Below are 26,406 nucleotides of genomic sequence, written 5' to 3'. Positions count from 1 at the left end.
ATAGAATCTGTAATATTGTATCACACTTTCATGTATTACAGATATAAATTACTATAAGCTTGTATGTGGTTTTCATGCGTTATAAAAGATTCTAAAAGTCGGTTTGCCATAATTACTTCATCTAAAGTCCTGCATTTATGATAAAATATCGCATTTATAGTACTAAATAATAAAAGGCTTGTTTTGACACAAAACTCACAACAACATATAAACAACAAAATATATAACTTTTTAAAGACATTCTTTATAACATGTAAAACAAAGCATTTTCTTGTATTGCGACATGCGACTATATATTTACATACTGCTTCTTTATTACAAGTTGTATTTTGCTATCCATTTTATATTTTTTCCCCATCATTACTTTCTAGGATTATGCAAGGCAGGGTTACCCAAGCAATACCTACACAAACATTAAAAAAGCAAACAAGATTCAAAAAAATATTACATAAAGCAATGGTGGGTATGTGTTTTGGCTTTTTATTTTGGTTGCCATTTTGGTGCTTTATATTAGAATCTATTCTGCCACCTATTTTGTATGGAATCTTTTGTGTTTTTTTAGTGGCTTTTATGCTGTATATCTGTGCTATATTGATACGCTTAAAAGTAGAATCTCACAATAACACACTAAGTAAAAAGCCCCTAATTCACGCTAAAAAATATGTCGTTGAGACTGCATTGCCCCTTTTTCTCGTGTTTATACTATTTTGTGTTGGAATCTTTTCTTTACTACATAAAAATACTTATATAGGTGTTAGCTTGTGTTATCCATTAAGCATTGCTATATTTTTATTCATGCCGCGAATGTATCGCTTTTGGTTTGGGTTTTTTGTGGGGATTTTTGGATTCTATTGGATGACACTTAGCTTTCGCTTTGAGGGTTTGAGTCTGCTTATACCTTTTATTATTGTGTGTGTGGGGATTATTTATGGTTTGTTTTTTTGGATTCTATTATATTTTCAGAATCTAGTATGGCGTATCATCGCTATGGCATCACTTTTTATTCTGCACCCGCTTGATTTTAATTGGTTGAATATTGCGTATTTAAGCTCATATAGTGTGTTTGAAGCATCACTTTTAAGTCTCTTATGCGTTGCTTTTGCGTGTTATTTTATCATCACAAAAAGTGCCCTACAACTCCTTGCCCCATTATTATTACTCATGTCTTTAGACTATGATATGACAAGACAAGACCCAAAACTACAAGCAAAAATCATAGAAACACAATACAAACAGGATATGCGTTGGGAAGAAGAGAATAGAGAGAGTATAATCGCTAATAATTTACAAGCTATACAACAAGCAATAGATGAGGGCTATCCGCTTGTAATCTTACCTGAAACAAGCTTTCCTATGATTCTAAATACACAAACAGAGCTATATAATAAACTGCTTGATTTAAGTAGGCATATCACCATTGTAACTGGGGCTATGCGTGTGCAAAATATAGAACTTGGTAAGTTTTTAGATTCTAGTCATTGCGATACAAACAACACAGACTTGACACAGAATCTAGATTCTAATGCTTGTCATGTTGAGCGAAGCGAAATATCCAAAAGCTTGAAATCTAGCAAAGATTTTTCAGCTACAGCGCAAAATGACAATAAACAGAATCTAGATTCTAAAACAAACTCAAAGACTACATATAATAAAATAGATTCTACAAACACACACAAAAAGCATTCATCTCTTTTCACACTCGATACATTAAAGCAGAGAGAAAAACAGCTAGATTCTGATTCCATAGAATCTAGCTATATCAATACGCCGACTAAAGATTTTGGCTATTACAATAGTGTCTATATTTTCTCAAAAGGTTATAGTCTCATCGCTGATAAAAACGCCCTTGTGCCTTTTGGAGAGACACTGCCATTTAATGCTATCTTATCGCCACTTTTTGAAGAGATTTTTGGCGATAGCTTTGGTTTCAATAAAGGTGATGAAATTATATCCTTTATCACTCAGGGCTTACATGTGGCTATTGCAAACTGCTATGAGGGGACTATGGAGCTACCCTATAACACGGGGGCAAAATACATTCTTATGTTAAGCAATAATGCGTGGTTTTACCCATCAACACAACATTTTATGCAGCAAATGATTATGAAATACTATGCACGAAGCTTTCAAACCTTTATCTATCACTCTACAAACCACACACCAAAGGCTATTATTACAGCAAATAATGGCAGGGATTAGATTCTAAAGATTTTGAAAAAGGCGAAACATCTTTTTGGATTCTGGGCTTTAAGATATCTCCCTTTTTTCGCTTCACTCAAGCTCAATACGGCAAACAAAGATTCTGTGTTTATCTAAAAATCAATCTGCGAAGAAAAGATTTCAAAATTATTATGGAATCTTGTATTTTGTGTAGTATGTTGTGAAATAGATTCCAATAAGAAAGATTCTAACTCATCTTTAAAGTAGCTTAGAATCTACAAAAGCACATGCTTAAAGACCTCATCAATGTTTTGGACGGCAATTATTTCTAGGTTTTGCTGCACTTCTTTTGGTATATCTTCTAAATCTCTTTTATAGTTTTTAAGCGGGATTAGAGCTTTTTTAATATCTGCTTTATAGGCTGCTATAAGCTTTTCTTTAAGCCCTCCAATAGGCAAAACTTCACCGCTAAGGTTAAGCTCGCCCGTCATTGCCACATCTTGCCTTACATTTCTATCAAATAGGATTGAAGCGATAGCACATGCCATAGTAATGCCAGCACTAGGACCATCTTTTGGCGTAGCACCTTCTGGGACATGTAAGTGAATATCAAGTGTTTCTGTTGGGCTTTTATAGGTGCTAGATTCTGTATCTTTTATGGTTTCTGTGTTGTCTTTAGATTCTGTATTACTCGATTTAGCATTCAACTTTTTAAAGTCTTTTTGCAGGGTATTATCAAGCCTATTTTTCACAACAGAGTAAGCGATATAGGCAGATTCTTTCATCACATCGCCTAATTGCCCTGTGAGTTTTAGATTACCCTTACCAAGCAGGGATAATGCCTCAATCTTTAATACATCGCCACCAACCGCTGTCCATGCTAGTCCATTGACAACACCAAGCCTTGGCTTTCTCTCTGCTTTGTCAATCTCAAATACACTTTTTTTCAATAGTCTTGTTAAGTCTTTCACGCCTACTTGTATAGTCTGTGCCTTATTGCTTAGAATCTCGACTGCAGCTTTACGCATGATTTGTGCTATTTTCCTGCGGAGATTCCTTACCCCTGCTTCCCTTGTGTAGTTATGGATAATGGTCTCTATCGCATCTTTAGAGATTTTTATCTCATCTGGTCGTAAGCCGTGATTTTTAATCTCTTGTGGAATGAGATATTTTTTTGCTATTTCGTATTTTTCCTGCGGTGTGTAGCTGCTGATTTCTATAAACTCCATTCTATCTCTAAGCGGTGCGGGAATGAGTGAAATATCATTTGCCGTTGCGATAAATACGACTTGCGATAAATCTATGCTAAAGTTTGCGTAATAGTCTCTAAAACTCACATTCTGCTCTGGGTCTAGAATCTCTAAAAGCACACTTGTAGGATCGCCCCTTACTCCCCTTACAATCTTATCGATTTCATCAAGCACAACGACTGGATTCATCTTTTTAGAATCTATTAAGCCTTGCAGGATTCTACCCGGCATTGAGCCTAGATAGGTGCGTCTATGCCCCCTTAATTCATTCACATCTTCTAATCCACCTAATGCAATCCTTACAAGCGGTCTATTAAGGGCAGTTGCTATTGAGTTTGCAAGGCTAGTTTTACCAACACCGGGCGCTCCATAAAAGCAAAGGATAGTGCCTTTATGCTTTTCGTTTGTATTGATAGTCTCATCGTTTTTAGAATCTTCTTTTAAGTCATCTTTTTTAGATTCTATCTTTTTTGTATTTTCTTTAGATTCACTTGCTTTATCTTTTGCTCTTTGTTCTAAAAGCTGTTTGACTGCAAAATATTCTACTATCCTTTGCTTCGCATCAACAAGGGAGTAATGATCGCTACTTAATTGCTTTTCTACATTTTTAATGCTTAATTTTTTGCTACTTATGCTTGTAAATGGAATCTCTAACATCCATTCTACATAGTTTTGCACCATATTCGCATCAGAGCTATCAGGATGAGCGCGGGATAGTCTATCAATTTGCTTTTTAATCTCTTTATACGCATCTTCGTGCATACCGCTTTTTAACTCTTCTAGTTTGCTATAATATTGGCCTATCTCTTCATCTCGTTGTTTATCAATGCCTAGCTCTTTTTGAATCTGTTTTAATTGCTCTTTTAGGAAAAATTCGCGATTAATTTGATCCATTTTTGTATGCACTTTTGATTTTATATCTTTTTGTAATTTTTGCGTTTCAATCTCTTCTAATACCATTTGAGTGGCAAGCATAAGCCTATCTTCTGTATCATTACTAGAGAATAGAACATAGCTTTGCTCCTTTTTTAATCGCAAAGTAGAAGTTACTAAATCTACAACTTTATTTGGGTCATCTGTGCTTTCAATATTGCGTAATAAATCAGGCGAAATGTTTTGACTTAAATGTGCTAAGGCATTAATCTTTTCCATAAACACTGCTAGAAGTGCGTCTATTGTCTGCTTATTGCTTGGCTTATAAGTGATGACTTCAATCTGTGCTTCTAATGGCTCTACATTGATAATCTCTGTGATTTTGCCTTTTGAGATTCCTTGAAATAGAATCTTTATACGCCCATCAGGCAAACTCACCTTACGCATGATTTTACCCACAACGCCTACATCATAGAAAGGCACATCATTATCTTTTGGATTATTTTTCGCACATACTACAAATATATTTTCATTACCTTTTTGGGCTTTCTGCACGGCTGCTATATTTGCTTTATCCGAGATAAAAATGGGGGCAATGATAAAAGGAAATACAAACATTTCTTCTTCTACAACGACAGGCAATGTAACTAATGCTTCATTTTCTTTATCCATAATAATCCTTTCTTTGTATTTATATATTTTCTACCAGTTGAGTAGCACCATATACCATGGCACCTTTGATGGTGTTGGCTTTGTGGCTTCCTGCAAGTCAGAATCTATTCTTTCCTTATATATCTGTTCCGCTTCTTTTTGATCATTTTTTTCATACACTCTTGCAATAGCTTTATTCAGCTCATTTTGCCCTAGCACAAATTTTACTTCCATCTCATGCACAAAAGGCATGTATCTACTATTTGGATATTTCTCCATAAATTCTTGTATTAAGATTATAGAATCTGTCATAAATTGTTGATCTTTTGAAGCATTTTTAAATGCGTATAAATGCGATTTTAACCGCAAAAAGCTAATATAATCGGCATTATTTGTATTCCCATATCGCTTTAAATACTCTTTAAAATAAAAGTCCGATAAAATATATTCTTCATTACTTAAATGAGCTTGTCCTAAGGCTAACATTGCCTCTGGTATAAGTGGCGAGTTTAAATGCTCACTCTGCAAGGAAGAAAAATAGCTATCAGCTGTCTCTAGATTCCCAAGTCGTATGTTTTTAAAGATTCCCTCATACCAAAAACTTGCTGGTTGATTATAGACAACTTCTTTATCCTTATTACTACATGCCATAAACAAACATGATAAAAATAGGCATAATAACATGGTAGAATAGGAAGAAAATGTATTGTAAAGTGTTTTATTTTGCAAAATAAACTCCGCTTAAAAAATAAACGATATTATATAAAAAATTCGTGTTATGTTTGCATATTTATAAACTTTTTGGTAAAATATTCATTTTGCTATATAGCTTTAAGGGCTTAAGAAATACTAAAAGCATTGTGTATGTAGCATTCGCAACTTATAATGTTAATCTCGGAGAGTGTTATGATTTTTGAAGTCAAGTCGCCAATTTTAGGTTTTGAGCATGTTAATAAGATGAAGCTAGAAAAGCTTGATGAAGTTTTTCTGCGATTAACAAATGCTGATGATGCGACGCCAATTTTTACTCTAGTTAATCCGTTTGTTTTACGCGAAACTTATGAATTTGAAGTGCCTATGGCATTAAAACTATTGCTTGATTTAGAAAATAGTAAAAATATTCTAACTGCTAATATCATGGTTATGCAAAATCCAATTGAACGCTCAACGATTAATTTCCTTGCACCTTTAGTTTTTAACTTTGACAATCTCACTATGGCTCAAATCGTCCTTGATAGCATTAAATACCCACATTATAAACTCGCAGAACCAATAGCTAACTACTATCCGCAGGATACAGACGCACAACCGCAAGCATAACCCTACACTTTTTCTCTCCACAACGCACCTATGGGCTATTGAAGCATCCGCTACAATTCAAATTATTGTGCATCGTGGTGCATACACTTCTCGACCCAATACACTGCTATCTTTATATAGATATTAGCTGTAAATTGAGATCCAAACAGAAATCAAAACAATATAAACAAAAAAACGCAGCGTATTTTGTATGCTTTACTTACTTACATTTAATAAAATAAACATGTAGTTTTATATGCTCTATTAGCACACAAAACATGCTTTTAATCAGTAAAATCTTAGATTAAACAAAAAAATTATATAGAATTATAAGAAAATCATTACATAGATAAATGCGTACTTGCTATAGTGAGTCAAAAGCTTCATGAATAAAGACTCTGTAAGTGTTGATGTATGGGTTTTGGGTTTGGTAAGTTGGAGTGAAACTACCCATATCGTAGCCCCTTGCCAATACAATAAAAACACGCCCTATGTTTCACACAACAAACTTTTGTCGTTCAAACCATAAAATCGCATACACAAAAGATTGTGTTGTAGGGCATTTAGAATCTTGTAAGAATTCATGTATAAGCTCTCTTGGCACAAAGATAATGTCAATATATTCTTGCTCATTTTTATTACCACCACCCTCACTCACTCTGTCTTGGTCGCTTACTTCTGCATAAAAGAGATATTGACGCGCTCCATTCATACCTACACTACTATAAAATTGATTGATTAAAACTAGCTTGTTTGCTTCTACATGATAACCGCATTCTTCCTGTATCTCTTGGACTGCAATCTCGTTTGGGCTAATATCTTTATCGCATAATCCCGCACATAATTCATACATAAAGCCATGCAAGGGATTTTTCAAAAATACACTTACTCTAAATTGTCGCACAAGGATAAAGCCATCTTTGTCCTTATTATAAAGCAAAATTGCAACACTATCATTGGCATTTGCAATATCCCACACTTTTATATCATTGTTTTCTTTGAATCTTACTTGTTGTAATTGCAGGTATTTTGAAGTTGTGAGTGGGCTTATATCAATAATTTCTGGCGTATTTGGAAGTGGCAGGGGCATGTCTTGTCCTTTATAGCAAAGCATGTTTGTTGGCATAGCATTCCTTTATTGTGGAGTATTATCGCTCGTGGTGTCGCTATACTCAATCTCATCAGAATCTTCATCTAATGAGTCATCATGGATAAGGGTTTTTTGTATCACAAAGGTATTGTTATTAAATGCCGCATTTTTCACAAATGTATCAAGTATTTCTTTTGCTTCCTTTGCAAACTCGCTAAAGGCTTTTTTATCCTTTCCGCTTAACTCACTGCGAGCGGTTTTAATCTGTCCCAATGGATTAATAGGCTTATTATTTTTATACACGCCAAAATGTAAATGCGGTCCTGTGCTAAGTCCTGTGCTGCCGACATTGCCGATATATGTGCCTTGTCTTACATAAGTGCCAACACGACTGCTTTTTGCAATTTTACTCATGTGGGCATATAGGGTTTTAATCCCACCAGAGTGATTAATCTCTACAACCTTACCATACCCACCTTTTACCCCAGAAAAAGTAATCCTTCCCTCACCTGCTGCATAGATCGGCGTGCCTGTAATTGCGGCATAATCCACGCCATAATGCGGACGCACATAGCCTAAAACGGGGTGTCTTCGCCCTGATGAGAATCTAGAGCTTATTCTGCGATATTTTACCGGCGTGATTAAAAAGAAGTTTGCCATCTCTTTTCCATCTAAATCATAATAGCGGTTTTTATATCCAAATAGATATTGAAATTTTTTATTAGATTCCACAGCAATGGACTTTATATCGGGAGCACCGATTGGCTTTCCTAGTCTGTATTGTCTTAGATATACTGCTGCGATTCTATCGCCTTTTTGCACAACTTGACGCATTTTATATGCGGCGATGAACTCTTGATTTAGCTTTGGGTCTTGCGTTGCTCCATATAATGCGCTTGATGGTCCGCCACCATCTTGGATTTGTGCTACAACTTTTTGTTCTAATTGTATTGAAATAATAGGGATAATCTCAAGGCTGTATTGCTCTTTTGCAAAATCATAGAAAATATGCACTTGTGTGTCTGCATTTAATGACAAAAAAGCTTGCACTAGATTCCCTAAAGAATCACGCACAACAAACATATCGCTATCTGTTTTTACATCAGCAACGAGTTCTTTATCTTCCGGGCTAAGGTTATAATATGTCTTTTCAGAGATATTATTTTTTGCTAAAAAGCCCAAGAAAGTTGAGCCATACTCCCATTTATACTGCTCTGTGTAGGTTGCGTAGAATCCATTTGTTTTTGTGGGCTTTGAGACTTTAGATTCTATCTCTTTTGTATTGTTATCTGTATTTTGAGAATCTCTACTTGATGAATCTTTACTTGATAAATCTTGGCTTTCTGTGCCAAATACTGCTATATTCATCGCAACGCAGTATAGAAGTATGATTTTGCAAAAAATATTCATTATTCTTTTACTTTCCTTTTTTAAAATACTTCACAAAAAAATTAAAATATGTTAGAATTTTGGTATTATATTTGCTAACATTATGTTTGAGATACTCTTATTTAAGAGTGTCATAAGTGAAATAAAGGTTAGATTATATCTTTTTTTTGTATATAAATCTTAATTTCACAAGTTTAAAGGCTAGAATGTGCGAAATTGGATTTATCCTACCATAGTTTTTGTGTGTTTTCTTTACGCAATGGCATTTATTCTCTTTTATACATATAAGGGGGCAAATTCATATAGCGGTGGAAAATCACAAGGTGGCACAACAACGGTGGAGAATTTTCAATCAGAAATGAATAAAAAGATTCAATAAAATTTCAGCACAAAAATCCAGTAGGACACTTGAATTTTTTATATTTTAGCCGATTTAGTAAGAAAATCTTTTGTAAGGAGACAAATATGAGAATTGCTAGCAGTATAGCGGCTTCCGTTCAGCAAACTCAAGCAAGAGAACGAAATGATATAAACCGCAATTATGAAAAAAGCGTTGAAAATAAGCAGCAAGAAAATAATCTATTCTCAAATGTTGGCGATAGAAAGCATAGCGATAGAATCGCCCAACTTAAAGAAGATATTAAAAATGGTAACTATCAAGTCAATTTAGCTGCAACTTCTGAAAAAATGGCACAAAGTTTGCTTAATCTCTAGTATAAGGACAGATTCTACATTATGCTAGAGTATCTAGGGGATTAGAGTATCTAGCAGATACAGAGAATAAGCTTTTTAGCTTCACTAAGATTTTTAAGTTTCTGTTACTTAGACTTCCGCAGGATTCTATTTTGTAAGGTTATGTCTTGCGATAAGGTTTAAGCAACAAATTTTAATAAATCTTAGATTTCATATATCTCTACAACTTTTAGTTTCTGTCTGTTTATTACTAGGGTTGGACCATGATAAAGACAGAAATACTTCACACATACCTTACTGACGCAATCGCCAAGTTACAATCACTCATTGCTTACACACAAAGTGATATTGAAGATGTAAAAGCGGCAAATCATGAAGTGGTTTTTGAACGCGGTGCTTTAAAGGCTTCAACGATTAGAGAGTTTGAGCTTGCAAAAAGCATGATAGACCAAGAGATGTTACAGCTTACACAAAACAATCCGCATTTAAAATTAACAGAGATTCTAGATGAGAGGGCAAATACACTTCTGGCAGATATGCGTAAAACATTAGAAGAGTTAAAAAGCATTAATACGCATTATGCACGCATGGTTTTTGCAGTGAGTGAGTTTTACACTTCTATTGCTGATAGACTTATCCCGCGTGAAAAAGCAGATTACAAAAGTCGCGTAGAACAAAGCCAACTATTAAGAATCCAAGCGTAAAGGGGACATTATGGGCGGTATTTTATCATCATTACACACAAGCACAACGGGTTTGCATGCACACCAGCTTATGGTTGATGTAACGGGTAACAACATTGCTAATGCAAGTGATGAATTTTACACAAGACAAAGGGTTATAGTCCATCCTGAAGCACCACTTTATTTTCCAGATTATAATCTTGGTCGTGGGGTTAATGTTGATTCTATACAGAGACTACATGATGAGTTTGTATTCTCCCGCTATTCAAGGGCAGCAACAGAACATAACTTTTTTGATACAGAATTTACCACTTTGCGTGAAGCAAGCACATTTTTCCCCGATGTAGAGGGTGTGGGAATCTATAATGATTTAGAAGAGTATTTTAACTCATGGAAAGATATAGCACAAAATCCAAATGACACCGCACAAAAGCAGGTATTAGCAAAAAATGCGATGATTCTCACACGAAATCTTAATGATACAAAAGAAAAGCTTTTAATCTTGCAACGCAAAAAAAGCGAAGAGATGGAAGCACAGATTAATGATGCTAATAAGCTTGGGGCTCAAATCGCTGAAATCAATAAGAAAATGAAAGAAATGGAAGATAGCCTTACTCTAAAACAAGCAAATGAATTGCGTGATAGAAGAGATGAGTTAGAGTTTCGCTTAAAAGAGATACTAGGTGGCAATGTTTTTAAAGGTAAGCTAAAGGCAAATAACCTTGTAGGCTCTCAAGCGGCCGACTTTGATGAAGATTATAACTTTAGCGTAGGGCATGGTTTTAGCTTTATTGATGGGGCAAACTTTCACCCTATTGTGCTAAATAAAAGCAATAATGCAGCAGGGCTAAATAGGCTTTATATACGCGGTTACGACTTTAAAGATGTGGATATTACAGACCGCATGGACGAGGGAAAAGTCGGCGCATTGATTGATTTATATAATAATGGCTATGAAGGGACAAAAGTTGGTAAATTGCAATATTATATGAATTTACTTGATAGCTTTGCTAGAGGACTTATAGAATCTACAAATACAATATACGCACAAAGTGGGACAGATTCTATAAAAAGCGATATTTTAGAAATCGGTAAAAATGAAGCTTTGCGTGATACAAACTATAATATCAAAATGGGTAAATTTACACTCTATGCGTATAACGCAAATGGTGAAGTGTTGGCAAAAAAGGACATTCACATTGATGTGCCAACGACTATGCACGATATAGTCAAGCAAATAAACGCAAACACTGATGATAACAATAACAATAACGCCCTAGATGACTTTGATGACTACTTTCAAGCATATTATGATGATGATGCAAGGCAGTTTAAAATCACTTCAAAGTATCCAACAAAAGGGCTTTATGTCGGCTTAAAAGATGAAGGCACAAACTTCACAGGTGCATTTGGTATCAATCGCTTTTTCTCTGGTAATGATGCCTCTAGCATTAATCTTGAGAGAGAGTATAGAAAAGACCCAACAAAGATTCGCCCATGGCTTGTGCCAGTTAGCGGTAACTTTGATATAGCAAATATGATGCAGCAGCTCCAATATGATGAAGTTGAGTTTTATCAAAATAAACTTGATAAAAAGCACATGAAGCTAAATGAATTTTATCAATACACAACAGGTGCAGTAGCCAATCAAACGCAAGAAGTAAAAATCACACTTGATACAAAGAAAAGCGTATTAGAAGCGATTAAAAAAGAGCATTTAGCAATCTCACAAGTAAGCGTTGATGAAGAGATGGTAAATCTTATAAAATTTCAAGGCGGCTATGCAGCAAATGCAAAGGTAATTACTACCATTGATAGAATGATTGAAACTCTGCTTGGTATTAAACAATAATTTTGGTATTAAGCAGTAATGAAATAGGTTGGATATGCGGATTCTATTCACACTTCATAATGTTGCATGCAAAGGTGGGAGTGAAAGAGTTGTTATTAATCTTTGTAATGCTCTTTGTGAGATTAAAAATTATGAAATAGGCATTGTCTCATACTATACTGATACAAGTGAAAAAGAGCCTTATGCCTATCCTATTAATCCAAAAGTAAGCGTAAGCTACTTGTATAACTTTGATGATATGCATAAAGATTATCGTGGATTAAAGCGGATTTTATGGCGTTGGATAAAGCCTTTAGTGATTAATTGTCGTATGAATAGATACAAAGATTATGATATTATTATAGAATCTGATTTTGCTTTTTTCTATCCACGATTTAGAGTTAAAAACACAAAATATATTAAAATCGTGCATTCTGTGATTAAAAAATGGAAAAAGAAAAATAATCTATTTGACTGCATTGTATTTTTAAACGAACAAGAATTGCTAAAATGGCAAAGAAGTGGCAAACATATCGTAAAAATACCAAATTTTATTCCTATCCTGCCTTTTGAAGATATATTGCCTAAAGTTTTAGAATCTGTTATGAAAAAAGATGATATAGATAGTAACCTGCATGCTTTAATAAAATCACATTATGAAAGTCTATTAAATAAATCTTTCTATAACGACACACAAGGCTTTATTCTAGCAAAGTCTATATTACAAGCATGGAAATTACAGAATCTAGAATCTAACAACCCTCACACCAAACACAAACTCATAGCCGTTGGACGCATGGATGCAATAAATAATCATAAAGGATTCCCACGATTAATTCATGCGTATAGTAAAATCGCACATAAATTCCCCTCATGGCAATTAGAGATTATAGGGCAAGACCAAGGACAAAAAGCTTTATTAGAAAAGCAGATTCTAGACTTACAAATGAAAGATTATATCTTTCTAAAACCTTTTACTAGCGATATGGAATCTGTATATTTAAACGCCGATATTTTTGTGATGAGTAGTCATACAGAATCTATGCCGATGGTTTTAATCGAAGCGGCAAGCTATGGACTGCCTATTGTAGCCTATGATATAGGCACGATTAGAGATTGCTTTCATGATAATGGAATCTTAGTAAAAGATAATGATGAAAAAGCATTTTGCAAAGCCTTAAGCACTCTTATGGAAAATGAAGAAAAACGCATAATCATGGGGCAAAACGGCATAAAACTCGCAAAAGATACTTTTTCAAAAGAGAGGATTTTAAAGCAGTGGTTAGAATTATTTCAAAGCCTTACTCACATAAAAAGCTAAAGGTAAAATATGAAAATTGTTTTAAGTATAAGAAATCTTGCCGCAACAAGTGGAGTTGAACGCGTAGTTGTGAATCTTGCAAGTGCTTTGTGTGATTTAGGACATGAGGTAGAAATTGCATGTTATTATAAAGATGAGTTAGATAGAATATCTACTTTTCCTGTTGATTCTAGAGTAAAAATTAGCTATATTTATCCATACCCAGATAACCACACACAGGATAAAGGTTTAAGAAAAGTGCTATGGAAGTGGTTTCGCCATCTTATTGTAAATCTTGCTATTAATGCAAAATACACTGATGCTGATATTTTTATAGAATCTGATTTCTTCCTTTTATTCCCCTATATCAAACGCAAAAATATGAAATATATTAGAATCATTCATGTAGAAATAGCAAAGTGGAAAAGAAAAAATAATCTATTTGATAAAGTCGTTGTGTTAAGTTCTAGTGAATATGCAAAATGGCAACATAAGTCAAATAAACTTACTAGAATCTTTAACTTCATTCCTATGCCTTTTGATACAAAGCTACCAAAGATTCTTCATACAGATTCTATTGAAACATACAATCCTTACGAGAGCGTAGAAAACTTGCTTAATGCAAAAAAGATTCTACTAGCACATAATATGCAAACACATAAAGACACTCCGCAAAGCACACCAGATTCTAAAGTTTGCAAGATAATCGCGGTAGGGCAAATGCAATCACACCAAAAAGGATTTCCGCGTATGGTGAGTGCGTATAGTAAAATCGCTAGGGACTTTCCCAACTGCATGCTTGAAATTACAGGCAAAGGACATAAAGAAAACCCGATGAATGACACAATAAAAGAGCTTGATTTGCAAGACTTTATCAAACTAAATGCTTTTACAACAAATATAGAATCTGTATATTTGCAAGGCGATATTTATGCGATGACAAGCTATTTTGAAGGCTTACCTATGGCTTTAATAGAGGCAATGAGTTATGGACTACCCATTGTCGCTTATGATATAGGCACGATTAGAGACTGCTTTGCTCCAAATCCAGAGATAAAAAATGGTGTAGCTTATCATAAAAATGGAATCCTTGTGCCAGATGGAGATGAGAATCTTTTATGCGAAGCGATGAGAGAACTTCTAAGTAATGAAGCTATGCGATTAGAAATGGGTAGGCAAAGCCTTATTCTAGCAAAAGAGAGATTTAGTAAAGAAGTCATCATGCAAGAATGGCAAGATTTACTTACTGCGTTGAAGCGATAGAATCTAAAATGATTTATTTTAAAAAAGATGAGATGATATAGACAGATAAATCTAATTATTCTTATTACCCAATGAAAACAAAAACTATGTGATAAAAATATAATGGTGGAGCTGTGGGGAATTGAACCCCAGTCCGAAAATCCTATTCTACAGAGATTTCTACATACTTAGCAATGTTTTGTTATCTTAACACACCCCTTAAAACATGCAAAATAGAATGTATCAAAGCCTATAATCTTTTTGAGTATCACTAGGCAAAAACACTCAAGCAATCGGATTGATGACAGATTCTAAAATCTCCCGATAAAGAAAGAAGAATCTGGCTCCAAAAGGAGATTAAACTCACGCTACTTTTGCGTAAGCTGGAGCGTAATTCGCGTTGTTTGCGTTTATTGTTTGTTGATAGTTACAGGTATCAGCTGGTATGCTTAAACTGCTATAAAACTTCCGTCGAAAGCCAAAACAGCCCCAAATCACATAGTCCGAAATTATAGCAAATTATTTTCAAATTGCATAAAAAACATCCTTAACATCATATATTAAAGCTAAAATTCACAGGAAATACAAAACACGCTGCGACATAGATTCTAAATAAGACACGCATTAGCATATAGAAAAATAGAGATATTGCAACAAAAATGTCCTCATTATAATGCAAGGTTTCATATTATTTATAAATTTATCTTGTAATCACAATATTTACATACCTCATATTGCGGCGTATTGGACATTAATGCCTTGCGTATTTTTATAAATTTTTCATTCATAAATAATTCAAATAAATCAACTTCAGCTATGTCTCCCAAAATAAATTGCTTATGTGTTTCGACATCACTACGCATATTGCAACATGGCATAACAAGCCCATTGTAGTCAATGAAAATTTCACGCAATGGGTAGTAACAAGGAAAATCCCTCTTCACACTAGGAATACGCTCATCATTTATAGAACCAGCCCTATTGCTAGCATTTACGCGTGGATTCCATGCGCGATAAATCATATCCATACCATCATAGATAAATCGAACACCATATTGCCTATCATCATTCACAACCTCTTTATATTGTAAATTAAGTTTATTTGCCATCTTGTTTATAGCAGGTTTAATGACATTTTCCACATCAAATTCTATATTCTTGCCAAAATAATACGACATTGTTATATGTCCTATGCCGACTTCCCTTAAGGAATCTAAATAATCTCTATCTAAATAATCGCCATTTGTAAAGATACCAAGTAAGGCTTTTGGCAGAGACTTTCTTGCTTGTTTCACCCTTTTTAGAATTAATTCTTTATTTGCAAGAGGCTCATTAAACCTGTGGAAGTTTATCATACCGCTATAATCTATTTCTGCCAAATTGTCAATTATTTTTAAATACACATGTTCTGGCAGTTCGATACTACTAGAATACCTATCAACAAAAGAGTTTGGACAAAACCAACATTTTCTATTGCAGAATGAAGCAATTTCTATTTCCACCAGCCTTACATTACGCTTTAGAATTTGTTTTTGCGTTTCTCTATCATTTGTCGGGGTTACAAGCTTAGCATAATCTTGCAATATTGCACCTTTTTGTGTATGCAATGTGTTTATGAGTGTTTCCCTAAAATCATGTCGCCATTTTTTGATAGGTATAAAGCGTGAGTATTTTCTTATTAGTCTGTGCGATTCTTCCATGTTGTCTCTTTGTCTCCATGTTGTCTCTAGGTTATGTTGTGGCGGCATTCTACAAAAAAAAAAAACAAGTCAAGGGCTAATAAAAACGCACAAAAACAAATTGTCAAGTATATTTTTATCTTTGTTGTTTAGTTGCGTAAATCCAATGTAGCATTGCCCACCAAAACACCGCCACATATAAATTTATTTACCTTGAGAGAATAAAATATCAATTTTAATTGCGTATGCAAATAATTTTAAAGGAGTTTGTGTGATTAAAAAAATTGCAATGAGTCTTTGCTGCATGTTTGCATATATGCACGCAGAACCTATGAATAGCACATTTACCGCAACACCACAAAATACAACATTACAAAACAATATGCAAGAAAATGAAATCACCTTGCGTTTAGAGAATGTTTTACGCAATGATTCTGGTGGATTGAGCCTTAAGGAACTACTCAATAGTGCAAATAATAACTATGCCCTGCAAGCCCAAGACTTACTTGCTAGACAAGCCGATAAAGACCATTTAGTGCAAATCATGGCATTAATCCCAACGCTTGATGCAAGATATAATTTCAATCATTCAAGTGCGAGTGTGCCGATGAGCTATACCACGCAAAACGCACAACTTGCATTTAATATGAAACTTGATTATGCTGATTATAATGCCATTAGAGAAAAGGGTGCAACTGCAACAACGGTAAGCTATGATAGCAAATACACAAAACAGAGCATTTATCTGCAAGTTGTGCAACAATACTATACTTATTTTAGCAATGAATCAAAACTTTTAACGCTAGAACAAAAGCTAGAGCAAATAAACTCTGATGTAGATAGAGTGCAAAAGCTTTATAATCAAGGTTTAAAAACCATTGCCGATTTAGAATCACTCAAATCACAAGCAGCATTAACACAATATCAAATCGATGATGCAAAGCTTGCCTTAGAGCAAAGCAAACTCATGTTAGAGTATCTCACAAACACAAAGATAGAATCTCTAAAACGCGTGCAGATAGAATCTCCTAGCTTCAAACTCCAAGATAGAGACGATATTAAATCGCTTGAATATCAAGTGCAAGCACAAAAATATTTAAATAAGCAATTACATTATTTTCCTGTGCTAAATATCCAAGATAGCTATACTTACAATATTCAGATTCCAGACTTTGCAAAAGGGCTAATAAGCGGCAATACTTTACCGCCAAGCTTTCTTATGTCGTATGCTGATCATCAAAATACATTTAGCGTTGTGGTGAGTTATGGCTTATTTGCAAAGATCGGGCAGAGTATGCAAAAACAATCATTTCGCCTAGCCCAACTTGCAACAGAAAAGAAACTTGCCTACAAAAAAAATGAGCAAAAAAAAGATGAAGAGCTATACAGAAAAGCCATTGAAGTCGCACAAAATCAAATAAAAAGTGCAAAAGCAAGTCTCATATCCGCAAATCTCTCTTATGACAACATGAAAAAGCGATATGATGCAAACCTAGTTACTTTTACAGAATACTTACAGGCTTTAAGCACAAAGTATGATGCAGAATCTACTTTCATTCAAGCTTTGAATAACTATGAGATTCAAAAAGCAAACTATATCTTTTATAGTGGACAAGAGCTAGAGCAGTATATTCAATAGGTAATGCTATGCAAACTTCGCTTTGGACTAGAAGTTAAATTCTAGTATTCATGCCCTGCAGCACAATTTAAACTCACATAAATGAAGTAGAATCTAAAGTTTGTTTTGTTGCCATATTGAGTCTTTGAAAAAGGTGAAATATTTTTTCTGGAATCCCTGTTAGATATTTGTGCTAACACTCAATACAACAAAATTGCTTTTAGAATCTCTAGTCCCACACTAACCCACATGGGATAGATTCCAAAAATCAAAACTAAAAATAGAAGCTAGCAAATATGTTGTGAATAGCTATAAATCATACACTACCTAAAATCACTCTCTTTAAAGCATATTTCTTGTAAAGATTTAATTGCTTTTTCAGCACTTTTGAGTATATCATACTCGCTTAATTCTTCGTTTGTTAGGACTTTGTCATTAAAGCACTTACTACTTATAATCTTACCATTTTTGGCTTTGATTAAGATAAACAGCTTCCCATCTTCTGTGTAGAGTTTTGTATCTCCATGCAATATAAGATTTAAAGCTGATACTTCTGCTTGCAAGTTTCCACCTTCATCATACATTTTTATAACGCCTTCTTGCTTACCATTTTTATATATTGCTTCTCCCCCTATATTGCCATTCCGATAATACCACCTTCTTATTCCTTCTGGCTTGTCGTTTTTAAATGGCATTTCGACAAAAATATTCATATCGCCATGATACAGCCTCTCCACACCCTCTTTTTTACCATTTTTATATGGCTTTTCCATCCAAAGACGCCCATTTGAATGATAAATTCTCTCTACACAACCGCTTATTTTATCTGCTTCACTTTTGCATTCTTTTAGCATAGTTGTATCGACATTATAAAGTGAAAACAAAGCTATAAACGCACTTTTTAGTAACATATCTGCCCTTTTAAATTGAGATAATAAAGCCTACATTTTAAGAAACAAACACAAAAAAGCAATGCTAAATTAAAGCTAGAATCTAGCTTTAAAAATGGATAATGTGAGTAACATAAAGATTCTAAAAGCCATTATTGTGGCAATTTCTCTTCTTTATAGTTTTTGAAAATATCTTGTGTGATTTTATAGCTACAAAATTTTGGACCGCACATTGAGCAAAATTCAGCATCTTTAAAGACTTCTTGTGGCAGGGCTTCATCATGGTATTCTTGCGCTCTCTCACCATCTAGGGCGAGCTCAAACTGCTTATTCCAATCAAAGCTATATCTTGCATCACTCATCGCATCATCCCTGTCTCTTGCACCAACTCTCCCTCTTGCAATATCTGCTGCGTGTGCAGCGATTTTATAAGCGATAATGCCCTCTCTCACATCATTTGCATTAGGCAGACCTAAATGCTCTTTTGGCGTTACATAGCATAGCATTGCTACACCTTTCCATGCTGCCACACACGCACCAATGGCACTTGCGATATGATCATATCCTGCGGCAATATCTGTAACAAGCGGTCCTAGCACATAAAATGGTGCTTCATTGCAATATTCTTTTTGCAATTCTACATTTCGTTCTATTTGATTAAGCGGGACATGCCCGGGACCCTCGATCATGACTTGCACATCGGCTTCATACGCCCTTTTTGCTAGTTCGCCTAATACCTTTAACTCGGCAAATTGTGCTTCATCACTCGCATCAGCCAAACAGCCCGGGCGTAAAGAGTCGCCTAGAGATAAAGACACATCATATTCTTGACAGATTTTTAGAATCTCATCAAAATATTCATAAAAAGGATTCTCTTTGTGATAATGTAGCATCCAACTTGCCATAAGGCTACCACCACGAGAGACTATACCCATTTTTCGCTTTGAGACTGCTGGCATGTGTGCGAGTAAAAAGCCACAATGTATAGTAAAGTAGCTTACCCCTTGCTTTGCCTGTTTCCTTAATACACTAAGCATAGTTTCAATATCTAGTTTCAACACATCATTTTTCACATCATGTAGAATCTGATACATAGGCACAGTACCAATAGGCACACTTGATGCCTGTATAATAGCCTCTCTAATCTTGTCTAAATCGCCACCTGTGGATAGATCCATAACAGTATCTGCACCATATTTGATTGAAGTCTTAAGCTTTGTTACCTCTTCATCAATATCTTCTACGATTTGAGATGATCCAATATTTGAGTTAATCTTTGTCTTTAAAGCTACACCTATACCCATAGGCTCTAGATTCTTATGATTGATATTTGCAGGGATTATAAGCCTACCTCTTGCGACTTCTTTTCTAATGAGTTCTGGGCTAAGATTCTCAACATTTGCGACATATCGCATTTCTTCTGTGATAATGCCCCTTTTTGCGTAATAAAGCTGTGTCCTAATTTTATCGTTTGCCCTTTTTTCTATCCATGTATTTCGTAAATTCTCACTCATGCAAATCCTTTGTAAATAGAGTAATTTCAGTCTAAGTGTAATGCAAACTTGTGTGATTTTATCTATATCCCAATATAATTTTGAATCTAGTAACGATAAAATAGAGTTTTTGTATAAAATGGTAACAAACTTTACAGATTTATTATATAATGATAAATATTTTTTGTATCATATCGCACTGAAAAATGAGATATGGTAACATTAAGTAAAGTTATTAGCATGTGTGTGAAGTTTTATAAAGTGTTTATTTTTTAAGGAAAAATGATGAAGGATATAACGCTTATTATCATGGCAGCTGGAGATTCTGTGCGATTTTGCAGTGGCAGGGCAAAAAGCACATTACATGCAAATAATACATGCTTTAATAATACATTTCATAATGAAAATATAGAATCTAGCAATAAACCATCTACAAAGAAACAATGGCTAAGGCTTGGGACTACGCCTTTGTGGTATTTTGTAACACATAATCTTGCTTCACAGATACTAGACATACTTAATACATTACAACAAGCAGAAAATGCAACACATACAAATACCCATCAAGGCAAAAATGACATAAAATGTAACAATAAAAATAGCGAATCTATTCCAAGCAAATCCATAGATACACAGAATCTAACCCAAGATTCTCAAACACATTACACAAAAACACCTTTACAAAAGATAATCATCACAGCTTCTAAAAAAGATATATTTTATATGAAAAAACTCATATCAAATGCTTTGTATTTTCATATCAATGATAAAGAGTATAAAATCCCGCTTGAAATTGTCTGCGGTGGTAACACCCGCTTTCAGTCTCTAAAAAATGCCCTGCAACATGTAGAAAGCACACATATAATTGTCAATGATTGTGCGAGATTTGATACAAAAAGGCATGTATTGCACGATATGCTATCTTTGTTTATGAATGAATATTTTGACTGCATTGTGCCATATTTGCAAGTGAGTGATACAACACTCATGTATGATTCTACTAACAACACACATAAAGCAATAGAGAGAGAGAATCTAAAGCTTATCCAAACGCCTCAAATCACAAAGACAAAAAAGATTCTAGAATCTTTTACAAAAGAGATTGACTTTAGCGATGAAAGCACTGCAATACTCTCACTTAAAGATTCTAATCTTGGCTTTGTTATCGGCAGTAAAGATATGACAAAGCTTACATACCATGATGACTTGCATTTATTAAAAAAGCTATATCACGCAAACGCACATAATAAAAGCGACACTCTCATAGGCTATGGTAGCGATATACATGGCTTTATAGATTCTAAAGATATGTATCTTTGCGGGGTAAAGATAGAATCTAACTTTGGTTTCAAAGCCCATAGTGATGGCGATGTGGCTATACATGCGATTATAGATTCTATACTTGGGGCTATGAACTATGGTGATATAGGTGAGCTTTTCCCTGATAGTAAGCAAGAGTTTAAAAATATAGATTCTAAGATACTTTTAAAAGAAGTTTATGATTATTGCTTAAGCGTTGGCTTAGAGATTATACACCTTGATATTACAATCATAGCCCAAACCCCTAGAATCTCGCCTTATAAAGCACAAATGCAAGAAGTCTTAGCAAATATTCTTTACTTACCAAAAATGTGTGTCAGCATAAAGGCTAGCACGGCGGAAGGCTTAGGCTTTGTGGGAAGAAAAGAAGGGGTGCTAGTAAATAGCATAGCACAACTTCGTGCAAGGAAGTTCTGTTAAATCCATGAAATTAAATAAGGAAGTTTTAATGCAGGGAAGATTCTATGTGAGAAAGATTCTATCAAAAGAGAAGCTACAAGAGAATCTTAGCCCAAGAAGATACCTTAAAACTTTGAAAAAAGGATATGTATGAATGTTTTGATTATTGAGAGTGAAACCTATTTAGCCCAAAGTATAGCAAGTAAATTAGCAGATGGTGGGTATGTATCATTTATCACTTCTTCACTTGAAGAGGCAATAAATCGCACGGGATTTGACATTGTGCTACTCTCTACAAGCACCGCAGATTATAGAGACATTATTGAAACACATAAAGACGCCATAATCATTCTTATGGTATCCTATGTCAGCGATGATACCGTGTCAAAGCCTCTTAAAATGGGAGCAAAAGACTATATTATTAAGCCTTTTATAATGGACGAGTTAGTGAGAAAAATCGAGCATTACAAAGGCTTTAAGGAACTTGCTGAAGACATTAGATTCTTTAAAAATTATTTCACTTTCATACAAAATGAATTACAAACGCCAACCCTGCCCCAATATAATCCACCGATTCTAATCAAAGCGAGTTCCCAAAGAAGTGCTGACATTTATGCGATGAAATATGCGATTGAGAGAAAGCTAAGGTTTGAGTTTATAAGCCTTAAGAGTATCTCATGGAGTGATTATGAGTTTCAAAAAAATAAAGTCTATTACATTACAAATTGTGAGAATCTAAAGAAGCAAGAAAAAAAGGATTTCTTAGACAAAATGGCAAACTATCGTCTTATTATCTCAATGATTTCTGATGATTTAGTATCCTTTCCGCATATTGTAGATATTACAAATATGGCTAATAATCTTGAAATTGGCAGTGAGATTCTATCCATTAAAGAATATGAAAGGATTGTAATTACAAAATTTGAGGGGCGATACCCAGATGTAGAATTAGCAAAAAAACTTGGCATGAGCCGCAAAAGCTTATGGGAAAAAAGGAAGAAATATGGCATCTCAAGAAAAAAATAAACAACTCTATATCGATAAAGAAGCGATTTCAGTCCTAAATCTCGCACAAGAGGGCTTACTCTATCCTGTAACAGAGCTTATGAATGAAGCACAGATGAAAGCAGTCAATACAAGCGGTGTCTATAAAGACCAGAGCTATCCTTGCCCATTTCTCTTAAGTCCTAGTGGAAGACGCAATAGTGAAGTCTTGCAAAAGGCAAAAAAGGGTGATAAAATCGAGCTTATTACAGATGGTGAGACTTCAGGTAGCATTATTGTAGATTCTGTGTTTAGCATTAATAAACAAGAGCGGATCAATAAGATAATGGGCGGTGATTTTGCCTCCAAACGCATACAAGATATAGAATCTAGAATAGGCGAAATATGTGTAAGCGGTAAATACACACTCACAAATAACGAGATCATTAAGCATAAAAAACGACTAGCCCAACGCATAGCCACACTTAGTGCGAAAAATATCGCAGGTATTGTTATGAGTGCATCTCCCTTGCATAGAATCCATGAAAAAATTATGCGAGACGCTCTAGAAGAGTGTGATCTATTAGTCGTATTCTTACTCAAACCACATAAAAGCGACTTAATAGAATATAACTTGCGACTAAAATGTATGGAATTTTTGATAGATAATTATCTTATGAAAGAGCGAGTTATCATTATCCCGCATGATGATACCTATCTGTATGCAGGGCAGAATCGCATGATTATGAATGCCATTGTAGCAAGGAATTTTGGTTGCAATAAACTGCTTGTTGGCGAGAATAATCGCGGTTTATCTGTGTATTATTTAGATAATGAAGTGCATTCTATCTTTGATTCTCTCACAGGTATGAATATAGAAGTTGAGATTTTACCAGAATATGTATATTGTGATGTGTGTAAAACGCTTGTATCAATCCATACTTGTCCGCATGGACATCATCATCATATTAACTATAATGCAGGATCTTTTGTCGAGTTTTTTAGACTAGGGCTTTTACCACCTGCTATGCTTGTGAGAAGGCAGATTTCAGCCATTCTGCTTTCATCTTTATTCCCACATAGATTCAAGGATTTAGATAGATTGTATTATGATATTTTACCATCAAGCGGGATTATACAAAATAGCGGTGAAGAGGAGTTTTATCTAAAGCTTATGCAACTTTATCAAACAACTTCGCTAAACTAATGTTGTTTAATTAAGGCATACAATGAGATTATTTCATCTTTATATTTTTGATAAGATAAAGCCTTTAGTATTGCAAAAAATCATTGCAAATATTTTGGGCTTTATTATTATTTATCCCATTGCTTTGCATAATAAAGAGACTGCATTATTACTTAGTCTCTTTTTAGCAGTATATCTTTATAAGAATATGCAAAACCTAGATTCTATGTCTTATAGGCAAGGTGCAGGGTTTGAGATGCAAGATAATGGGGATCTAGATTCTAAAACAGCTTGTCATGTTGAGCGTAGCGAAACATCTAAAAACTTAGAATCTAACCCAAATGGGTGGGTGCAGGGCGTAGGGATGCAAAATTGTAAGATTCTGGAATCTAACCCCACAAACAAATCTAGCAATACACAAGATTCCATAAACACAAACCAAGCTAAACCACTCATACCACACGATTTTGCTATAATCCAGCTTATGATAAGCCTTTTTTGTGCGTGTTTATTTGTCTTTGCAACATGGCAAATGTATATCTTAGAAGCCTTTATTGGCTGCATTTTTATACGAATTTATGATTATTACAAGCCAAGTTTAATAGGCAGATTCTATAACCTAAAGCCAAACAAAATACTAGGCAGCATTCTAGGGGCGATTTTGCATGGCGTATTAAGCGGTGCAAGTGTGATGATACTCTATTACATTTCAGTAAAATTTTCTTAATTTGCAAATGTGCTAACCAAGCTTTATTTTAAGCGTAATTAAAAGACTAATAGATATTTATACACAAGATTCCATGATTTGAGTAATTTTGTAAAAATATCATAGTTTTTACAAAAAATAGTTATAAATATTACATAAATCGTTTTTTTTGAAGTATGTTACAATAATTCACGCATTTTACAACAAAATGCAAATATTTTAAGTGATTAAAAGGGGTTTATCATGTATAAACGATTTGGAAAAGTAGCAATAACACTAGCACTAATCTCTCCACCAAGCTTCATGTTGGCTGATGAGGGCGATGGTAGCGGCTTTTTTGCTGGGATTAATACGGGCTATTCAGTAAGTTTTGTAAAAACAACAACCACAGGGCAAGGCACAACAAATGATGAAACCACTGCACAAAGATATCTTAATATAGGCGTGCAGTTAGGTTATAACTATATGCTGACTGACTTCTTTGGTTTGCGTGGCTATTTGGATTATAACTATGGTTTTCATCATACACACACAAAAACTACAGAAACACAAAATCAAACAACCGATGCTACTACTTCTAACTCGTCTCATGCGATTAGTGTAAATGTCGATGTTTTGCTTAATATCCTAAGCTCTGATACCTTTGCATTTGGAGCGTATGCAGGTATTGGGCTTGGCTATGCGACAATGAGTGGTGCTGAAAAAACAAATGAGCAAGGACAGATCACAACCCTCATAACACAAGGGGGAGATGGCTTTATCCTACCTATAAATCTCGGGCTAAGTCTCACTGCAAATAATCATCATCGCTTTGAGTTGGGCTTTAAGATACCAACTCTAGGTGTTAAATACACACCACCTGCAAATCAAAATCAAGGCAACAATAATAACGAAACAACCACGACACGAAATCTCATCACAACAATAGGATATAGCTACATTTTCTAGCATGTAGCCTTGTGTGTGATAATCTTTGCAACCCACCGCATTCAAACATACTACTATCTTTATGATAGTAGTTATATCTCTCACTCAAATCTATAGCAAATTCAATCAAACTTAGTATATGCTTTGCTAATAAAGAGACCACATTATTACCTAATCTTTTTTGGTGATACATATTTATGGGAATATACAAAATCTGAATTCTAATGAGTGGGCTGCAAGGCTAAAGCTATAGTTATTGGAAATTAGAGCAACTTGTCGCACTAAGTCTTTAGGCGAAATTCTAGTATCGAATCCAAACAAGATATTTCGTGCCTACGCACTCAATATGACAAGATTCTAGATTATCTTTAGTATTAAAGACTTCAAAAGGTTTTTTAAGTTCTTTATGAAATCTTTTCATACTGCTTAGTGTTGTGCCATGATAAAAGACTTTAGGCAGTCCATTTTCATCTTTTGTTAAAGGACTAGAATCTTTATGCCATTCTAGTAAGTCTTTTGCTTTTTTCTCATCGTAATTAAACTTTTGCATGGTAGATTCTAGTGTTTGTTGTGGTATAATGGCATTTGGGGTAGGCAAGTCAGGCTTGTAACCCTTTTTAGTCAAAGCAAAAGAATTAGCGGTGGGCTCGTAACCTTCAGTAGCGTTTGAGCTTTGGCTTGTTTTCTTATAGCTTTCAGAATCTTTATAATTTCCTTCTTGTTTAACATAGTCTTAAAGTTTA

23 protein-coding genes and 1 other RNA gene are annotated in these 26,406 nt (G+C 34.5%); 15 read left to right on the top strand and 9 right to left on the bottom strand.

Annotated elements, in window-relative coordinates; translation table 11 throughout:
• Positions 1-183: 183 nt before the first annotated feature.
• Positions 184-2,199, top strand: coding sequence for a nitrilase-related carbon-nitrogen hydrolase (locus C6H08_RS05730; protein ID WP_034580576.1), 2,016 nt, complete (start codon positions 184-186; stop codon positions 2,197-2,199).
• A gap of 236 nt (positions 2,200-2,435) precedes the next feature.
• Here C6H08_RS05730 and lon read toward each other — a convergent pair whose 3' ends face one another.
• Together lon and C6H08_RS05720 are read right to left on the bottom strand one after the other, a co-directional pair.
• Positions 2,436-4,955 carry an endopeptidase La gene (lon, locus tag C6H08_RS05725; protein WP_194145882.1) on the bottom strand — a complete coding sequence of 840 codons (2,520 nt, stop codon included), beginning with the start codon at positions 4,953-4,955 and terminating at the stop codon, positions 2,436-2,438.
• Between the two features lie 30 nt (positions 4,956-4,985).
• Positions 4,986-5,618 carry an outer membrane protein assembly factor BamD gene (locus C6H08_RS05720; protein WP_052092887.1) on the bottom strand — a complete coding sequence of 211 codons (633 nt, stop codon included), beginning with the start codon at positions 5,616-5,618 and terminating at the stop codon, positions 4,986-4,988.
• A 222-nt stretch (positions 5,619-5,840) separates the two neighbouring features.
• Here C6H08_RS05720 and fliW point away from each other — a divergent pair, with 222 nt between their 5' ends.
• The gene (gene fliW / locus C6H08_RS05715) at positions 5,841-6,254 is read left to right on the top strand and encodes a flagellar assembly protein FliW (protein WP_004086083.1); all 414 of its coding nucleotides are present in this window, start codon (positions 5,841-5,843) and stop codon (positions 6,252-6,254) included.
• 475 nt (positions 6,255-6,729) lie between these two features.
• Here fliW and C6H08_RS05710 read toward each other — a convergent pair whose 3' ends face one another.
• Together C6H08_RS05710 and C6H08_RS05705 are read right to left on the bottom strand one after the other, a co-directional pair.
• Entirely contained in the window at positions 6,730-7,359 is a 630-nt protein-coding gene (locus C6H08_RS05710; RefSeq protein ID WP_080745713.1) for an NUDIX domain-containing protein, read from the bottom strand.
• A gap of 9 nt (positions 7,360-7,368) precedes the next feature.
• Complete coding sequence (locus C6H08_RS05705; protein WP_034563081.1) at positions 7,369-8,733, bottom strand: peptidoglycan DD-metalloendopeptidase family protein; 1,365 nt, start codon at positions 8,731-8,733, stop codon at positions 7,369-7,371.
• A 187-nt stretch (positions 8,734-8,920) separates the two neighbouring features.
• Between C6H08_RS05705 and C6H08_RS11270 the strand changes: the two genes are divergently transcribed.
• The 6 genes from C6H08_RS11270 (at position 8,921) to C6H08_RS05680 (ending at position 14,482) form a co-directional block, all read left to right on the top strand.
• Complete coding sequence (locus C6H08_RS11270) at positions 8,921-9,091, top strand: hypothetical protein (RefSeq protein WP_155116633.1); 171 nt, start codon at positions 8,921-8,923, stop codon at positions 9,089-9,091.
• A gap of 86 nt (positions 9,092-9,177) precedes the next feature.
• Positions 9,178-9,426 (top strand): flagellar biosynthesis anti-sigma factor FlgM, encoded by a 249-nt coding sequence (locus tag C6H08_RS05700; protein ID WP_005216841.1) that lies wholly within the window; start codon positions 9,178-9,180, stop codon positions 9,424-9,426.
• Between the two features lie 242 nt (positions 9,427-9,668).
• Positions 9,669-10,109 carry a hypothetical protein gene (locus C6H08_RS05695; protein ID WP_052092684.1) on the top strand — a complete coding sequence of 147 codons (441 nt, stop codon included), beginning with the start codon at positions 9,669-9,671 and terminating at the stop codon, positions 10,107-10,109.
• Positions 10,110-10,119: 10 nt separating this feature from the next.
• A complete protein-coding gene (gene flgK / locus C6H08_RS05690; protein WP_034580580.1) occupies positions 10,120-11,940 on the top strand; it encodes a flagellar hook-associated protein FlgK in 1,821 nt (606 codons plus the stop codon).
• A 34-nt stretch (positions 11,941-11,974) separates the two neighbouring features.
• Complete coding sequence (locus tag C6H08_RS05685) at positions 11,975-13,240, top strand: glycosyltransferase (RefSeq protein ID WP_034563078.1); 1,266 nt, start codon at positions 11,975-11,977, stop codon at positions 13,238-13,240.
• Between the two features lie 9 nt (positions 13,241-13,249).
• Positions 13,250-14,482, top strand: a complete 1,233-nt coding sequence (locus tag C6H08_RS05680; RefSeq protein WP_034580583.1) for a glycosyltransferase — start codon at positions 13,250-13,252, stop codon at positions 14,480-14,482.
• A 103-nt stretch (positions 14,483-14,585) separates the two neighbouring features.
• Here the strand turns inward: C6H08_RS05680 and ssrA are convergent.
• Positions 14,586-14,952, bottom strand: a transfer-messenger RNA (tmRNA) gene (gene ssrA / locus C6H08_RS05675).
• 201 nt (positions 14,953-15,153) lie between these two features.
• The gene (locus tag C6H08_RS05670) at positions 15,154-16,161 is read right to left on the bottom strand and encodes a radical SAM/SPASM domain-containing protein (RefSeq protein WP_034563074.1); all 1,008 of its coding nucleotides are present in this window, start codon (positions 16,159-16,161) and stop codon (positions 15,154-15,156) included.
• 250 nt (positions 16,162-16,411) lie between these two features.
• On the opposite strand from C6H08_RS05670, the gene C6H08_RS05665 reads away from it, so the two are divergent.
• Positions 16,412-17,779 carry a TolC family protein gene (locus C6H08_RS05665; protein WP_034563072.1) on the top strand — a complete coding sequence of 456 codons (1,368 nt, stop codon included), beginning with the start codon at positions 16,412-16,414 and terminating at the stop codon, positions 17,777-17,779.
• A 302-nt stretch (positions 17,780-18,081) separates the two neighbouring features.
• Here the strand turns inward: C6H08_RS05665 and C6H08_RS05660 are convergent, their stop codons facing one another.
• Positions 18,082-18,669, bottom strand: coding sequence for a toxin-antitoxin system YwqK family antitoxin (locus C6H08_RS05660; RefSeq protein ID WP_034563070.1), 588 nt, complete (start codon positions 18,667-18,669; stop codon positions 18,082-18,084).
• A 131-nt stretch (positions 18,670-18,800) separates the two neighbouring features.
• Positions 18,801-20,162 (bottom strand): phosphomethylpyrimidine synthase ThiC, encoded by a 1,362-nt coding sequence (gene thiC, locus C6H08_RS05655; protein WP_034563068.1) that lies wholly within the window; start codon positions 20,160-20,162, stop codon positions 18,801-18,803.
• Between the two features lie 264 nt (positions 20,163-20,426).
• On the opposite strand from thiC, the gene ispF reads away from it, so the two are divergent.
• From ispF to C6H08_RS05630, 6 genes are all read left to right on the top strand, one after another.
• Positions 20,427-21,881 (top strand): 2-C-methyl-D-erythritol 2,4-cyclodiphosphate synthase, encoded by a 1,455-nt coding sequence (gene ispF / locus C6H08_RS05650; RefSeq protein ID WP_034580585.1) that lies wholly within the window; start codon positions 20,427-20,429, stop codon positions 21,879-21,881.
• 4 nt (positions 21,882-21,885) lie between these two features.
• Complete coding sequence (locus tag C6H08_RS12290) at positions 21,886-22,014, top strand: hypothetical protein (protein WP_267892884.1); 129 nt, start codon at positions 21,886-21,888, stop codon at positions 22,012-22,014.
• On the top strand, positions 22,011-22,886 hold the full coding sequence (locus C6H08_RS05645) for a DNA-binding transcriptional response regulator (protein ID WP_034563063.1): 876 nt from the start codon (positions 22,011-22,013) through the stop codon (positions 22,884-22,886). Before C6H08_RS12290 ends, C6H08_RS05645 begins: the two co-directional genes overlap by 4 nt.
• On the top strand, positions 22,864-24,051 hold the full coding sequence (locus tag C6H08_RS05640; RefSeq protein ID WP_034580586.1) for a sulfate adenylyltransferase: 1,188 nt from the start codon (positions 22,864-22,866) through the stop codon (positions 24,049-24,051). The genes C6H08_RS05645 and C6H08_RS05640 overlap by 23 nt, the downstream gene beginning before the upstream one ends.
• Before the next feature lie 22 nt (positions 24,052-24,073).
• Positions 24,074-24,757, top strand: coding sequence for a hypothetical protein (locus C6H08_RS05635; protein WP_034563059.1), 684 nt, complete (start codon positions 24,074-24,076; stop codon positions 24,755-24,757).
• Positions 24,758-24,979: 222 nt separating this feature from the next.
• Positions 24,980-25,684 carry an outer membrane beta-barrel protein gene (locus C6H08_RS05630; RefSeq protein ID WP_034580588.1) on the top strand — a complete coding sequence of 235 codons (705 nt, stop codon included), beginning with the start codon at positions 24,980-24,982 and terminating at the stop codon, positions 25,682-25,684.
• A 280-nt stretch (positions 25,685-25,964) separates the two neighbouring features.
• On the opposite strand, the gene C6H08_RS05625 is transcribed toward C6H08_RS05630, so the two are convergent.
• Positions 25,965-26,261, bottom strand: a complete 297-nt coding sequence (locus tag C6H08_RS05625; RefSeq protein WP_138196166.1) for a hypothetical protein — start codon at positions 26,259-26,261, stop codon at positions 25,965-25,967.
• Positions 26,262-26,406 lie beyond the last annotated feature (145 nt).

The organism is Helicobacter bilis (genome assembly GCF_900198365.1).
GTDB classification, from domain to species: Bacteria; Campylobacterota; Campylobacteria; order Campylobacterales; family Helicobacteraceae; genus Helicobacter_A; species Helicobacter_A bilis_B.
This window is presented reverse-complemented; position numbering and strand designations above follow the sequence as displayed.